Here is a 13,431-nt window from a genome sequence, read left to right on the forward strand (position 1 = left end):
CCGACAGAGTTACACCCGACTCGGCCGATCAGGCGAGTATGCCTGCCGATCTCGACGAGAAGACCGACCGGTACGAGAGACTGCTCACGGAGGCGCTAGACGCCGCCGAGGTCGCACCGCCAGCGGACACGCCGATGGGTGAGGCTGCCGCGGAGTGTCTGGAGATGGCCGAATCGTATCTGGAGGACGGTCGCCATTTCCGCGACGACGACGACCGGGTGAACGCGCTTGCGGCCTTTTCGTACGGCCATGCCTGGCTTGACGCCGGTGCGCGAGTAGGGCTGTTCGACGTCCCAACGGACGGACACCTGTTCACGGTGTGACCGGAATCTGACCTCTCAGACCGTGAATGGGCGGTAAATACTGCTGTTCCAGTCTTCGGGATAGTTAAGTATCGCCCCCCGCAACGCTTTGCTCACATGAGCGCTGGGGTCACGATATCTTCGATGGCGAACTACGCAATTCTCGGGTGTGGGAGCGTCGGGCACGTGGTAGCAGAGGAGTTGGTCGAACAGGACAAAGACGTCCTGATCATCGACAAGGACGAGGGACGTGTCGAGGCGCTGCGAGATCAGGATCTGAACGCACAGACCGCCGACATCAGGGACGAGGAGGTGGCAGACACTATCGCGGATCGCGAGGTTGTGCTGATCCTCTCCTCGGACGTCGAGGCGAACAAGGCCGCAGTCGAGCATATCCGGGCACAGAACGGCGACCAGTTCACAGTTGCCCGGGCGAGCGATCCGGTCTCCGCCGACGAACTGGACGAGATGGGTGCCGACGTGGTGATCAACCCCTCGTCCGTCATCGCCGACTTCGCCCTGCGGTCCCTGGAATCCGGTGAACTGGAGTACAAGGCCCGCCAGCTCGGCGACGTGATCTCGAACACGAAAGATCACATGGCCGTGATCACGCACGACAACCCAGACCCCGATTCGATCGCCAGTGCAACGGCGCTGCAGGCGATTGCGGAGCATCTCGGCGTCGACGCGGATATCTTCTATCTCGGCGATATCGGCCATCAGGAGAACCGCGCGTTCGTCAATCTGCTCGGTATCGAACTCAACGACTGGCACGAGGCCGATCCCGAAATCGACTACGACACCATCGCGCTGGTCGATCACGCCAAGGCCGCCGAGTCCGAGGCCGAGTGGAACCCGGACGTCGTCATCGACCACTACGAGTCGGACGCAGAGTACAACCCCGGTTTCGCGGACATCCGGCCGAACATGTCCTCGACGTCAACGATCCTGACGAAGTACATCCAGGAGTTCGACATGAACGTCGGCGAGGAAGTCGCAACGGCACTGCTGTACGGCATCCGTGCCGAAACCCTGGACTTCAAACGCGATACGAACCCGGCCGATCTCACCGCGGCGGCGTATCTCTACCCCTTCGCCAACCACGAGACGCTCGAACAGGTCGAGTCGCCGTCGATGTCGCCCGAAACGCTGGACGTACTCGCCGAAGCGATCACGAACCGCGAAGTGCAGGGGAGCCATCTGGTCTCGAACGCCGGCTTCATCCGCGACCGCGAAGCGCTCGCACAGGCGGCCCAGCATCTCCTGAATCTGGAAGGGATCACGACGACGGGCGTGTTCGGACTGGCCGACGACAAGATCTACCTGGCGGCCCGCTCGAAGGATATCCGGATGAACATCGGGAAGGTTCTGCAGGACGCCTACGGCGAAATCGGCGAGGCCGCGGGCCACTCGACACAGGCCAGCGCGGAGATTCCGCTGGGGATCTTCACGGGTATCGAGACCAACGATGACAACCGCGATACACTCCTGCAGTTGACCGAAGAGGCGGTGAAGAGCAAACTGTTCGATGCGATGGGCGTCGAAAGCGGCGACAGCAACGGGAGTTAAAAGGAGCGAGACCGATCAGTCGTCGGCGCTGGCCGCCGGCGCGTCGACCTCGATTTCGCCTGCGTCGAGTTCTTCCTCGACTTCGCGGGCCGCTTTCACCATATTCTCCATTTTGCCGTAGGCGACGTCTCGCGGGAGGAGTTTGACGCCGCAGTCGGGGCTGACGACGAGTCGCTCCGGCGGGACGACCTCCAGACCCTTTTTGATGTTCTCTTTGATCTCCTCGACGGACTCGACTTCCGCGACGTGAACGTCGGAGACGCCGAGCGCGAGATCCTTCGTGAATCCGGGGTCTTTGAACACATCGAGTTGCTCGTAGTCGCCGTTCGCGAGTTCGAGGTCGAACTCGTCGACGGGGAACTCGAGGATGTCGGGGTAGATCCGGAAGTAGTCGCCGTAACAGACGTGTAGGCCGATCCGGACGTCCTGGGGGATGTCCTCGACGATGCGTTCGAGACACTCGCCGACGATCTGGTGGTCGTCGGGCGTCGTTGCGAGCGCTGGCTCGTCGATCTGGATGTAGCGCGCACCGGCGTCGACGAGCTTTTCGATCTCCTCGTTGACGAGTTCGGCCAGATCGAAGGCGAGGGCCTCCTCGTCCTCGTAGGCCTCGTTGAACGACCACGAGGCGAGGGTGTAGGGACCGGTGATCGGCACCTTCACCGGCTTGTCGGTGACGCTCGCGGTGAACTCGTACTCGTCGACCAGCCAGGACTCGTCGTACTCGACTTCGCTGGCGACGCTTGGCTTGTCGAAGGTGTTGTGCCCCCAGACCTTGACGGGACCGTTGAACTCGTAGCCCTCGATCCGGTCGGCGAAGAACTCTACCATCTCGTTGCGGCGCATCTCGCCGTCGACGACGACGTCGAGGCCGGCGCGTTCGTGCTCGTCCGTAATCAGGCGGGCGGCGTCGTCCTCGGCCTCCTGCAGGTCTTCCTCGTCGACTTCGCCCTCCTCGTAGAGGTCGCTCATCCGGTTGAGCCACTTGGGCTTCGGGTAGCTACCGACGACGGTCGTCATGATGAAGTGGTCGTTCGGATGGTTCTCGGGTTTGAACTGATCTTTGTTCTCGTTAGTCATGCTTCCACCTCCGTGGCCGCGGCGGCCGCAAGCGCTTCGAGTTTCGCCTCGAACTTGTTGACTGGTAGATAGAACAGCTCGGTGTTGGTCGTCAGATACGCCCGGTCGAAATCGGCACTGGGCGTCTGGTTCTCGACCCACTCTACGCGTTCGCGGATCGTCTCGGGGTCCTCGACGAGCGTGTTCTGCCCGTCGACGAGGCCGAGCGCGATGTCGTCTTTCGTGCCGTACTCGTTGATATTGTAGAGGTTGTCCTCGGTGTTGGAGACGAAGTCGTAGCCGACGGCGTCGATGTCGGCGTCGAGCAGGTGTGCGTGCACCTTCTCGTCGAGTGCGTCCCAGTAGGTGTTGACGACGACCTCGGCGTCGAGAGCGCTCGCGACAGTGTCGATAGCCTCGCTGGCTCGCTCGTCTTCGCCCTCGTCGGGCGCGTTCTCGGTCAGCGACGGTTCGAGCAGGAACAGCGTCTCGACGTCCGGGAAGGCGTCGGCCTCGTCGGCGAGGAACTCGGCGATTGCGTCGAGGAAGGCGGCGTCGTCGCCGTAGTGCTCGTCAGTAGCGAGGTCGGCAAGCGAGTACGGACCCGGCAGGACAGCCTGCAGTGGCGCGTCGGTTAGCTCTGCGGTCGTGTCTAGTTCGGCGGCGATGTCGCCGTCGAAGTCGAGGTCGCCCTGGACGACCGGGTCGCGATAGAAGTTGTTATTGTCGTAGTATCGGACGATTCCCTGCGTGTCGACGTTGTCGTGAACCGCAAGCGGGTGCGCGAGCATGTCGTCCCAGCGGAGTTGCCCCTCGACGACGCGGTCGAGACCGGCCGACTCCTGTACGTCGACGACTTCTTCGCGTGCGCGTTCGTACACGTCGACGATCTCTTCGCCCTCGTCACCGCTGATGAGGTCGTGTTTCTGGTGGCCTTTCAGGTCTCCGAGCTCGTCCTTTGCCCAGTCTGGAAGCGGATACAGACCGGGGGACGTGGCTACGAGTTCTGTCATCGTTCGATAGAACGTAATGACGGGCTTTAATATTTCCTCTTTCGATTAATGCCTTGTAGTAATTTACCGGCGTGGTGCCTGATAACTGATAACAACCGAAGCTGGCAGTCGTCGCTCTCCGTCGACGCCGGATCAAGTAGGGATCTATCGAGACGGTGGATCCTCCGCTAGCCTGCCAGCATCCGTCGAGATGACCTGGACATCGCTCGGGTCGAAGCTAACGACGGCCGATCCATGCTCCGGCGTCCGGTCGTCGAGCGCAACCAGATCCCGGCCGTTCCACCGCAGGTGGATCCGCACCGCACCACCGAGGAACTCGCTTTCGCCGACATCCGCGCGAAGTTCGTTCACCCCACCGCCCACAGTGAGCGCCTCCGGCCGGACACACACCAGTGCCCGGTCGGCGTCGACGCGTGGAATCCGGAGCGTCGTGTCCGATACCGACAGCAGGGAGTACTCGCCATCGGAAGCCCGCGCATCGGTGACCGGCCCCTCGAAGACGTTGTTCTCGCCGAGAAACGTCGCGACGAACCGGGTATCCGGCCGGCGGTAGACGTCCCGTGGCGACCCGATCTGTTCGATCCGGCCGCCGTTGATCACTGCCAGCCGATCGCTGATCGCCAGGGCCTCGTCCTGATCGTGGGTGACGTACAGCGTCGTCACGCCGAGTTCGGACTGGATCGTCTGTAGCTGTCGGCGGAGAGTCTTGCGAAGGCGAGCATCGAGTGCGCTCATCGGTTCGTCGAGCAACAGGAGTTCGGGCCCTGGTGCCAGCGCGCGGGCCAGGGCGATCCGTTGTTGCTGACCGCCCGAGAGTTCGTCCGGATCCCGTTCCTCGAACCCGTCGAGGTCGACCAGCGAGAGCAGTTCGGTGACGCGCTCCTCGCGCGAGACGTCGCCCGGCGGGTCACGAAACCGCAGGCCGTAGGCGACGTTCTCCGCGACGGTCATGTGCGGGAAGAGCGCGTAGTTCTGGAAGACGACGCCGATATCTCGCTCTTCGGGTGGCGCTCCAGTGACGGACTCCCCGTCGATCCGAACCGTGCCAGCGTCAGGTGACTCGAAGCCAGCAACCGTCCGCAGGGTGGTCGTCTTGCCACAACCGGATGGGCCGACGAGCGTGAAGAACTCGCCGTCCTCGACCCTGAACGAGACATCGTCGAGCGCGGTCGTGTCGCCGTAGCTCCTGGTGATATCTACCAGTTCGAGTTCGCTCACAGGCGGTCACCTCGCCCGCCGCCGACGCGGTCGATCACAACGAAACTGGCGCTCGTCACGGCCAGGAGTACCGTCCCCATTGCGGTCGCGGGGCCGAGCGTCCGGTCGCCGAGATACCGTTCGACTGCGACGGGCATCGTGTAGTAGTCCCCACCTTCGGCGAGGATCACGGTCGAGTTGAACTCTCCGATACTGATCGCAACCGCAAACGCCGCGCCGGCGACGATACCGGCGACAGCAAGCGGGAGTTCGACGTCGACCATCGCCCGGACTCGTGACGCGCCCAGCGCCCGTGCAGACTCGACCAGCGACAGGTCGACCCGACCGATAGCCGGCGCGACGTTGCGCACCACGAACGGATAGGTGGCGGCGGCGTGAGCGGCGACGATAGCGACGCCACCAGTGACCTGCAGTCGCCAGCCACCGGGGAGCGGAAGCCCAAACACGAGTCCACGGAGCAGTCCGATCCCGAGCACGATGCCGCTGACCGCCAGCGGCGCCGTCGCCAGCACGTCGAGCAGGACGCCGCCACGGTCCCCCCGGACCCGGCGCACCGCCACGACGATGCCGGTCGGCAGGGCGATTGCCAGCGTCGCCCCCGCGAACAGCAACGAGTTTCGAACGGCCGGCCAGGGTTTGATCTGGAACGCGGTCCCGCCGGACTGGCGGTCGAACAGGAACGCGTAGTGAGAGAGCGTTAGCCCGTTCGGCCCTGTGAGGCTCTCGGCGATCATGCTGACCATCGGGCCGATGAACAGCACCGCGACGAAGACGCCGTAGACGCTGATCGCCACTCTGCTTGGGCGAAAGAGTGCCCGAAAGGAGGGCAAGAGAGGTTCCCGGTCGATCTGCGTCGGTGCCTGTCCCGCGCCGTACTGGCGAGACTCGAATCGGAGATACAGCGCCAGCACGCCGATCGAAATCACGGTTTCGACGATTGCGAGCGCCGCTGCCGTCGTCAGGTCCAGTTGCTGGATCCGACTGAAAATCCACACCTCGATGGTCGCCATTTCGAGTCCCCCCAGTGCCAGCACGATCGGAAAGGTCCGAAAAGTGAAGACGAACGTCAACACCGTCCCGGCGAGAACGGCGGGCGCTAACTGGGGCGCGAGTACGTCGAAAAACGCGCGTCGTCGACTGGCACCCAGACTCCTGGCGGTCTCTACCGTTCGTGCGTCGACACCCTCCCAGGCGGCAGTCGCGAGACGGGCAACCAGCGGCGCATTGTAAAACGCGTGAGCGAGTACGATGATCTCCAGCGTGAACAGCATCTCCACTGGGGCGACACCGAAGACGCCGAGCAGGGCGTTGAGCGGGCCGTTCGTACTGAACATGGCGAAAAAGCCGATTGCGACCATGATCCCCGGAAGGACGAACGGAAGGATCGTCAGTGATCGTAGCAGGCGGCGGCCCCGAAACTCGTACCGGGCCAGGATGTACGCGCCGGGGAGACCGATGGCGACGCTCGCGACCGTCGACAGCACCGCCTGATACGCAGTAAACCCGATCAGTCCGAGCGAGGGGCGAGCGAAGCCAGTAGCCGCCCACCGGAGCAGCGAGTCGAGATGCTCGCCGGTCGCGGTCGGTCGCGCGAACACGTCGGCGAGGACGCCGACGTAGAACGGATCCGTTAGCACCTCCCGGAGCGGCGCGAGCGACGGTAGCCCGTCGACGACGACCCCTTCGAGGAAGACGACTGCGACCGGGAAGTAAAACACCACGAGCAGGACCATACCGGCAACCAGAGCCGCGATGGGGAGCGAGCGTTCGCGGACCCACTGGTAGCCGCGCCGTGTCAGACCGGTTGCCCGCCGAGACGCACCCTCCGAGGCCATCTTAGCCGGCGATCTGTCGGGCCCAGTCCTCGACCCAGCCGCCCAGATTACCCTGTAGCTCCTCGTAATCGAAGAAGACCGTTTCCGGCGGTTCGACCGCGAACTGGTCGTATTCGTCGTCGAGTTCGGCCTCCTCTATTGCCGGGAACTGGACGTTCAGCGTGGCGATCTGGCCCTGTGCCTCCGGCGTCAGCAGGAAGTCGAAGAACTCGTGGGCCACGTCCGTATGCTGGTCGTCCGACCCGCGGAAGACGCCCATCGCTTCGGGGTTAGCGTAGCCCTGGTCTTCGAGGAAACCGATCTGATGACGGGACATGTCGTAGCCATCCCGGTTCGCGAACACCTGATCGGTCGAGTACGAGACGACCATCGGGCGCTCCGCTTCCAGATAGGCGCTGTACGTGTCCCACCAGGAACCGAGGATCCGGACGTCGTTGTCCTGGAGCTTCTGCCAGTAATCGAGATAGCCCTCCTCGCCGAACTCGGCGATAGTCCAGAGCAAGAACGCCTGACCGGGGTCGCTCTGCTGTGCGTTCTGGGCGAGAAGCGTCCCCGAGAACTCGTCCTGAGTGAGCTGATCGAACGTTTCCGGGCCCGAAACCTCGTTTTCGTCGTAGACGAGGCTGATATATCCGGTGTCGTACGGGAGCACCCGTCCCTGCGGGTCGAAATCGAGGTCGGATCGTAGCCGCTCGGCGTTCCCGACGGCGTCCCGGTCGAGGTCCTGAAAGAGCGAGTCGTCCAGTCGGTCGTCCGCCCGGATCAGGTCGTCCACGTTGACGCCGAGATAGATGTCGGCGTCGAACTCGATTCCTTCCTCGAACCGCTGGATGTAGTGATTCAGGCCGTTCTCCGGAGTTTTCCAGTCGATGGTCACGTTGGGATGTTCGGCCTCGAACTCGGTTTTTACCCACTCTCCGGGCGACGTGCTCGGGCCGTCGAGAAAGCTCTCGTAGGTCGCAACAGTGAGTGTCGTCTCGTCGTCCGTATCCTCAGGGGCGTCGGTGCTGTCGTTGCGTGAGAGACAGCCTGCAAGCCCTGTGCCGACAGTACCGCCCATCGCTGCGAGGTACGTTCGTCGCTTCATTACCTGGTGTTTTCACCAGGTGGTAATAAGGGACGTGATCCGGGACGGCGGCGGGATTTCGGAGCGCTCCTGCCGGGAATCACTGAGGAAATTTCGGTAGAAAAGTCTACTGGCGGCCAGGCGGGCTACTGGACCAACTTCAACACCGTCAGCGACTCGAACGGATAGGACTCGTCGTGCAGTGCGACCGCACTGAACCCCGATTCGGCGGCCGTCTCGACGACTTCTTCGACGCCGGTGAGGCTACTAACCAGCAGGAGAACGTAGCCACCGGGGGCCAGTACGCGCCCAACGACATCCAGAAACGGATCGATCACTTCGCGTCCGGTCTCGCCGCCGGAGAGCGCGACCTCCATCCAGTCGTTCCACTCCTTGGCCTCCTCGGTCGGCAGGTATGGGGGGTTGAACAGCACGACGTCAACGGCATCGTCAGAGATTGGCGAGACGAGATCCGCGCGAAGCGCCTCGACGCCGCGGTCGCGGGCCGCGCGACAGGCGTGTGGATTCAGATCCGTCGCGACGACGGACGCACCCGTCTCCTCCGCGATATGCTCGGCGACGTAGCCCGATCCCGTGCCGACTTCGAGGACGCGCTCGTCGGTGCTGATCTCCTCTGCGGCGACGGTCGCTAGCAGGTGGGAGTCCTCTGCAGGCTGGTAGATTTCGGTTTCCATGCCGCGCTGCTCGGCGAGGTCGGTCACTCGTCACCACCCGCCGACGGTTCCGGGCGCAGATCCGCGTCGTCGTCGCTCATTGCTTCACGCCGACTCACGGCACGCTGTGGGAACGGGATAGAGATCCCTTCCGTCTCGAAGGTCCGCTTGATCGCGCCGATCACGTCCGTCCGGGCCCGGTGGTACCGCCGTGCGCTCGGCCTCTCGATCCAGAACCGGACGCCGAACAGGATGGCCGAGTCCCCAAAGCCCTTGTAGACGACCTGTGGCGTCGGGGCGTCCAGAATGACAGATACGTCGTCGACAGCCTCCAGCACTAGCTCCTCGGCCCGTTCGAGGTCGGTCTCGTAGTCGACGCCCACGTCGATTTCGATGCGGAGGCGTCCCTTTCGGCTCCGATTAACGATCGACTGACTCGAGATGACGTCGTTGGGGACCATCACGTACTCGCCGTCGACCGTCTCGATACGCGTGTTCATCATCGTGATGTCGGTCACGATGCCCTCCTGCTCGTCCTGTCCGACCTCTACCCAGTCACCGATCTCGAACGGTCGCGAGAACATCAGGACGAAGCCCGCGAGCAGAGAGCCGAGTGTCTGGCGTGCGGCCATACCGACGACGATGCCGAGGAACCCCGCACCGACGAGCAGCCCACCGAGATTGACCCGCCAGATTCCAAGGACGATAAACAGCGCGAACGTCCAGACTAACAGCTGTGACAGGCGATACGTCACCTGTCGCTGGTGACGCGTTACCGCGTTGCTCGACCCCATCAAGTCGTCTAGGAGCCGTCGGATGATGCCGATGAACACCTGCGCGCCGACGACGATGAGCGTGGTGACGATTAGCTGTGGGATCAGCGATCCCAGACTGAACGATTGTACCTCGGTGAGGACCTCATTGCTCAGCCCCCACAGTTCGACAATTACCGCGATGGCGCTCGCGAACACGCCGATAACGACCATCGAGGCGACCACGTCGGCCAGGGGTGGCGAACCGAACCCTTTCAGGCGCGTCTGCGCCTGCCGGGCGAACCAGGTCGCCAGGACGGCACCGAGGATTGCCAACACGGTGACGGCGACCTTCCCTCCAGTCGACCCGACCTGCTCGGCGAGCCCCGTCACCCCCATCACCAGCGTCGGCGACGAGATGTCGACAGCCTCACCGAGCACGGTCACTCACCCGTCGGTGTGTCGACGCCGTGATCGAGAGCTACCGTCGCCAGTTCTGCAAACGTACTCGGCGGGAGCTTTCCCGGTCTGCGCCGGAGCAGGTCGTCGTCGACTCGGTCGATCACCGCCGCCGCGTCGTCGATACCGGAGATGTGGACGGTGTTGCGGATCGCGTTCCGAAGCGTCTTGCGACGCTGGGTGAACACCGCTTTCACGAACCCGAGGAAGAAGTCCTCGTCCTCGACCTCGTAATCGGGGGCCCGGGGCGTCGTCCGGACGATTGCGCTCTGCACGTCCGGCGGCGGCGAGAACGCCTGACTGGGCACCGGCTCGACGACTTCGACATCGGCGTAGTGCTGCGCGCTCACCGAAAGGCGGCCGTACTCGTCGGTACCCGCAGAGGCCGCCATCCGTTCGGCGAACTCCTTTTGAAACATTAATACGGTCGGCTTGCCCTCGGGCAGCAGGCGGAAGGCGAGTTCGCTAGATGCGCCGTAGGGGAGGTTCGAGACCGACGCCGTGTACTCGGGCAGGTCGACCTCCAGTGCGTCCCCTTCGATCACGGTCAGTCGACCTGCCTCGATCTCCTGAGCGAACTCGCGGCGGAGGAAGTCGGCGAGATTGCGGTCGCGTTCGATCGCTGTCACGTGATCGCCCGCCTCTAGCAGTCGGTCGGTCAGCGCGCCCGTCCCGGCACCGATCTCCAGGAGATGACTGCGATCGGTCTCTGCGGACAGATGTTCGGGGAGTCGGTCGAGCACGCGATCGTCGATCAGGAAGTGCTGATCACGGTCGGGGTTGCCCCGGACGCCGGCCCGTGCGAGCAACCCATCAGGATCTCTCATTGGTTCGACCGATAGGCCGCCCGTGCGTGTAAACGCATTGGCTCGGGCTGCCGGGCGACGACGTGCCGTCTCAGTCTGCCCCCATTGCGAATATTTGCCCGCCCGATCCGGTCGTGAAGACGGCCGCCGGCGTGGCGACGACATCTCCGCCGCCCTCCGAATCGACGGTCCACCGTCTCTGCCCGTCGTCCCGTCCGACCGCAGTGAGTCCGTCATCGTAGACGAGGACTTCGCCGTCTACGACTGTCGGCGGGCCGCCTCGCTCGCTGGTGAACTCGTACGTCCACGAGTGTCCGCCGTCACGACCGACCGCGACGAGCGCGTCTTGAGTCGCGACGTAGACGTGTTGCTCGTCAAGCGCGAGTTTTGACGCCCTGTCGCCACCGGGAACGGCGAACGTCCAGCGTTCTGTACCATCGGTATCGAACCCGACGAGGAGGTCGCCTGCCTGAACGACGACCAGACCGTCGTCGACGGCCGGGCCCGAAACAACACGGGGTGTCGACCGGGACCAGCGCATCGCTCCCGTCGCCGCATCTACTGCCACAAGCCCCGTCCACCCGGACAGAGAGCCGAGAAACACGGTATCGCCGTCGACTGCGGCGGGTATGGCGAAGGTGTGATTCGTGTCGTCAGCCCCGATCTGTCGGGACCAGCGGACTGCCCCGTCGGTAACCGAAAGCGCGTGGACGGTCCCGTCCCAGTCGGGGAGGTAGACCCATCGGCCGTCGACCGTCGGCGACGCGGTAACCCGCGCGTCGACATCGAACAGCCACTGTTCGTCGCCGTACTCCGCCTCGACGGCGACGAGGCGTCCCTGTTCGATCCCACGCTGTGCGCTGACGACGATGCGGTTCGCTCCGACGGCCGGGGATCCGTTCGGATCGGACCGAAGGGGGACCCGCCAGCGCTCTTCGCCGGTTCTCGCGTCCAGTGCGTGCAATCGGTACCGATGGCGCGCTCGGTCGGAGACCGCATCGGCCAGCGCGTACACTCGACTGTCGGCTATCGACGGTGATCCTGCGCCACGGGCGTCATCGAGTTGGGTCGTCCAGACGGTCTCCGGTTCGGTCGGACCGGACGCGACCCTGCGCGTCCGCCGTGGATTGGCACCCTCTGTCGGCCAGTCTCCGTCGACGGCATCGAACTCGCCAGACGGGCGGCCCGAGGACTGACAGCCAGCAAGACCGACGGTGGCGGCTCCGAGCAGCGTTAGCAGTTGACGGCGCGAATGGGAGGGCATGGCAGGGTTGTATCTGCTCCTGACAAAAGAAGATCCGGGATCCCCAGGAGCCAATCAGTCGCTTCCGCCCTCCAAACCGGCGTCCAGCGTTATTCGTCGCCGACGAACGTCCGGTATTTTAGCTCGTCCTCGCGCAACTCTTCGAGGATCCGATCGACGATGACGCCTTCCGGATCGTGTAGCCCGCTCACGCGGTCTTCGACTTCCTCGAAGCTCTCGAAGGGCTTGCGCTTTCGCTCGTCGAGAAGGGTGTTGCGCAGTTTCTTCCCGATACCCGGTAGCAGGTTTAGCTGATGGAGGCGGAGCGTAATCGGCTGTGCCTCGTTGTAGAAGTCGACGAACCGCTGTTCGTTCTCGTCGACGATGTCCTCGACGACGTAGTCGAGTTCGGACTGCGCACCGCTAGAGAGGTCGTCGTACTCGACGGTGCGTAGTTGGTCGATCGATTCCCGTTCTTCGGCTGGCGAGACGACGATCCGATCACCGATGCTCACGTCCGAGTCGTCATCGAAGAGGAGTTCGTAGAGGTAGAAATCCTTCTCGCCGACAGCGTACGCTGCCGACGGCGTATCGTACTGGGGTCTCTCGTCTCCCGGTAGGCCGTGAGGCAGGTGATCGAGTACGACCGCGTGACGCAGCGTCGACTCTTCGCCTGTGGCGTCGCTCATCGTACATACGTGTAAGTCGACCTGTTACTTAAAGAGTCGGCCCCTCAGGCGTATTTTGCGACGACATCGAGAATGGCATCGAGTTCGTCGCCCGATAGGGTGTACCGCTCCTGCGCGTAGACGGTACGAAGTTCGTCGCGGTCCTGAGGCAGTAGATTCGTGATCTTGTAGGCTGTCGACTCGTCGACCTTGTCGAGCTCCTGAAGCTCTTCGACGAGTTCGCGTGACTCCTCGGGCTCCAGTACGCTAAAGCGGTTGACGTGCTCGATGGCACGCGCTAGCTCGTAGCGCATCTCCCGTTCCGGGTCCTCGGCTCTGTCCTCCTCGACATCGGCGAGCAGTTCCTTCGTCTCGGAGACGGTGAGGTACTCCTCGCTGATCTTCTCTTTGAAGATCGTCATCGCTTACTCCTGAGCCGACAGGTGGGCTGGGTCCACGATGAGGGTCTTCGATTTGCCCTTGTCGCTGATCTCGACCTGGAACGAGCGACCCTGTTTACCGAGAACGGTCCCGGTGTGGCCGTTGAATCGCGGGTGGAACTGGCCGTCGGGAACGCTGGGGTCGATATTGAGGTGGACTTTCTGGTCCTCATCGTAGTCCTGAATCGAGCGCTGTGGCGGCGATGTGCCGCTATCACGCGGATCGTTCGACATCTTGTTCCGAGTTCCGGAACGGGGTCCATTGGAGTTTGGCATAGTCGTATCCCGCCATTGTCCGCTTGGCGTAATAAATGGTGCGTTCCCGTC

At 63.4% G+C, this 13,431-nt stretch carries 14 protein-coding genes; 2 read left to right on the top strand and 12 right to left on the bottom strand.

Annotation, left to right across the window (positions count from 1 at the left end; translation table 11 throughout):
* Positions 1-38: 38 nt before the first annotated feature.
* Both ACFQL3_RS08855 and ACFQL3_RS08860 read left to right on the top strand, forming a co-directional pair.
* Positions 39-323 (top strand): DUF357 domain-containing protein, encoded by a 285-nt coding sequence (locus ACFQL3_RS08855; protein ID WP_377053389.1) that lies wholly within the window; start codon positions 39-41, stop codon positions 321-323.
* Between the two features lie 96 nt (positions 324-419).
* A complete protein-coding gene (locus ACFQL3_RS08860; protein ID WP_377053391.1) occupies positions 420-1,871 on the top strand; it encodes a DHH family phosphoesterase in 1,452 nt (483 codons plus the stop codon).
* A gap of 15 nt (positions 1,872-1,886) precedes the next feature.
* On the opposite strand, the gene ACFQL3_RS08865 is transcribed toward ACFQL3_RS08860, so the two are convergent.
* From ACFQL3_RS08865 to ACFQL3_RS08920, 12 genes are all read right to left on the bottom strand, one after another.
* Complete coding sequence (locus ACFQL3_RS08865; protein ID WP_377053393.1) at positions 1,887-2,951, bottom strand: methionine synthase; 1,065 nt, start codon at positions 2,949-2,951, stop codon at positions 1,887-1,889.
* Positions 2,948-3,943, bottom strand: a complete 996-nt coding sequence (locus ACFQL3_RS08870; RefSeq protein WP_377053395.1) for a 5-methyltetrahydropteroyltriglutamate--homocysteine methyltransferase — start codon at positions 3,941-3,943, stop codon at positions 2,948-2,950. The genes ACFQL3_RS08865 and ACFQL3_RS08870 overlap by 4 nt, the downstream gene beginning before the upstream one ends.
* Positions 3,944-4,087: 144 nt before the next feature.
* Complete coding sequence (locus tag ACFQL3_RS08875; protein WP_377053397.1) at positions 4,088-5,161, bottom strand: ABC transporter ATP-binding protein; 1,074 nt, start codon at positions 5,159-5,161, stop codon at positions 4,088-4,090.
* A complete protein-coding gene (locus ACFQL3_RS08880; protein WP_377053399.1) occupies positions 5,158-6,996 on the bottom strand; it encodes an ABC transporter permease in 1,839 nt (612 codons plus the stop codon). Before ACFQL3_RS08880 ends, ACFQL3_RS08875 begins: the two co-directional genes overlap by 4 nt.
* Before the next feature lies 1 nt (position 6,997).
* The gene (locus ACFQL3_RS08885; protein ID WP_377053401.1) at positions 6,998-8,083 is read right to left on the bottom strand and encodes a thiamine ABC transporter substrate-binding protein; all 1,086 of its coding nucleotides are present in this window, start codon (positions 8,081-8,083) and stop codon (positions 6,998-7,000) included.
* Positions 8,084-8,208: 125 nt separating this feature from the next.
* Positions 8,209-8,784, bottom strand: coding sequence for a HemK2/MTQ2 family protein methyltransferase (locus tag ACFQL3_RS08890; RefSeq protein ID WP_377053403.1), 576 nt, complete (start codon positions 8,782-8,784; stop codon positions 8,209-8,211).
* Positions 8,781-9,935: a mechanosensitive ion channel family protein gene (locus ACFQL3_RS08895; RefSeq protein WP_377053405.1), complete on the bottom strand. Its 1,155-nt coding sequence runs from the start codon at positions 9,933-9,935 to the stop codon at positions 8,781-8,783. The genes ACFQL3_RS08890 and ACFQL3_RS08895 overlap by 4 nt, the downstream gene beginning before the upstream one ends.
* The gene (locus ACFQL3_RS08900; RefSeq protein WP_377053407.1) at positions 9,932-10,774 is read right to left on the bottom strand and encodes a 16S ribosomal RNA methyltransferase A; all 843 of its coding nucleotides are present in this window, start codon (positions 10,772-10,774) and stop codon (positions 9,932-9,934) included. Before ACFQL3_RS08900 ends, ACFQL3_RS08895 begins: the two co-directional genes overlap by 4 nt.
* Positions 10,775-10,844: 70 nt before the next feature.
* Positions 10,845-12,017: a PQQ-binding-like beta-propeller repeat protein gene (locus ACFQL3_RS08905; protein ID WP_377053409.1), complete on the bottom strand. Its 1,173-nt coding sequence runs from the start codon at positions 12,015-12,017 to the stop codon at positions 10,845-10,847.
* An 89-nt stretch (positions 12,018-12,106) separates the two neighbouring features.
* Positions 12,107-12,685, bottom strand: coding sequence for a DUF655 domain-containing protein (locus tag ACFQL3_RS08910; protein WP_377053411.1), 579 nt, complete (start codon positions 12,683-12,685; stop codon positions 12,107-12,109).
* 44 nt (positions 12,686-12,729) lie between these two features.
* On the bottom strand, positions 12,730-13,086 hold the full coding sequence (locus ACFQL3_RS08915; RefSeq protein ID WP_377053413.1) for an RNA polymerase Rpb4 family protein: 357 nt from the start codon (positions 13,084-13,086) through the stop codon (positions 12,730-12,732).
* 3 nt (positions 13,087-13,089) lie between these two features.
* On the bottom strand, positions 13,090-13,380 hold the full coding sequence (locus ACFQL3_RS08920) for a 50S ribosomal protein L21e (protein ID WP_377053415.1): 291 nt from the start codon (positions 13,378-13,380) through the stop codon (positions 13,090-13,092).
* Between the last annotated feature and the right edge of the window lie 51 nt (positions 13,381-13,431).

The sequence above is a fragment of the Natronoarchaeum sp. GCM10025321 genome (assembly GCF_042663585.1).
Taxonomy (GTDB): Archaea; Halobacteriota; Halobacteria; order Halobacteriales; family Natronoarchaeaceae; genus Natranaeroarchaeum.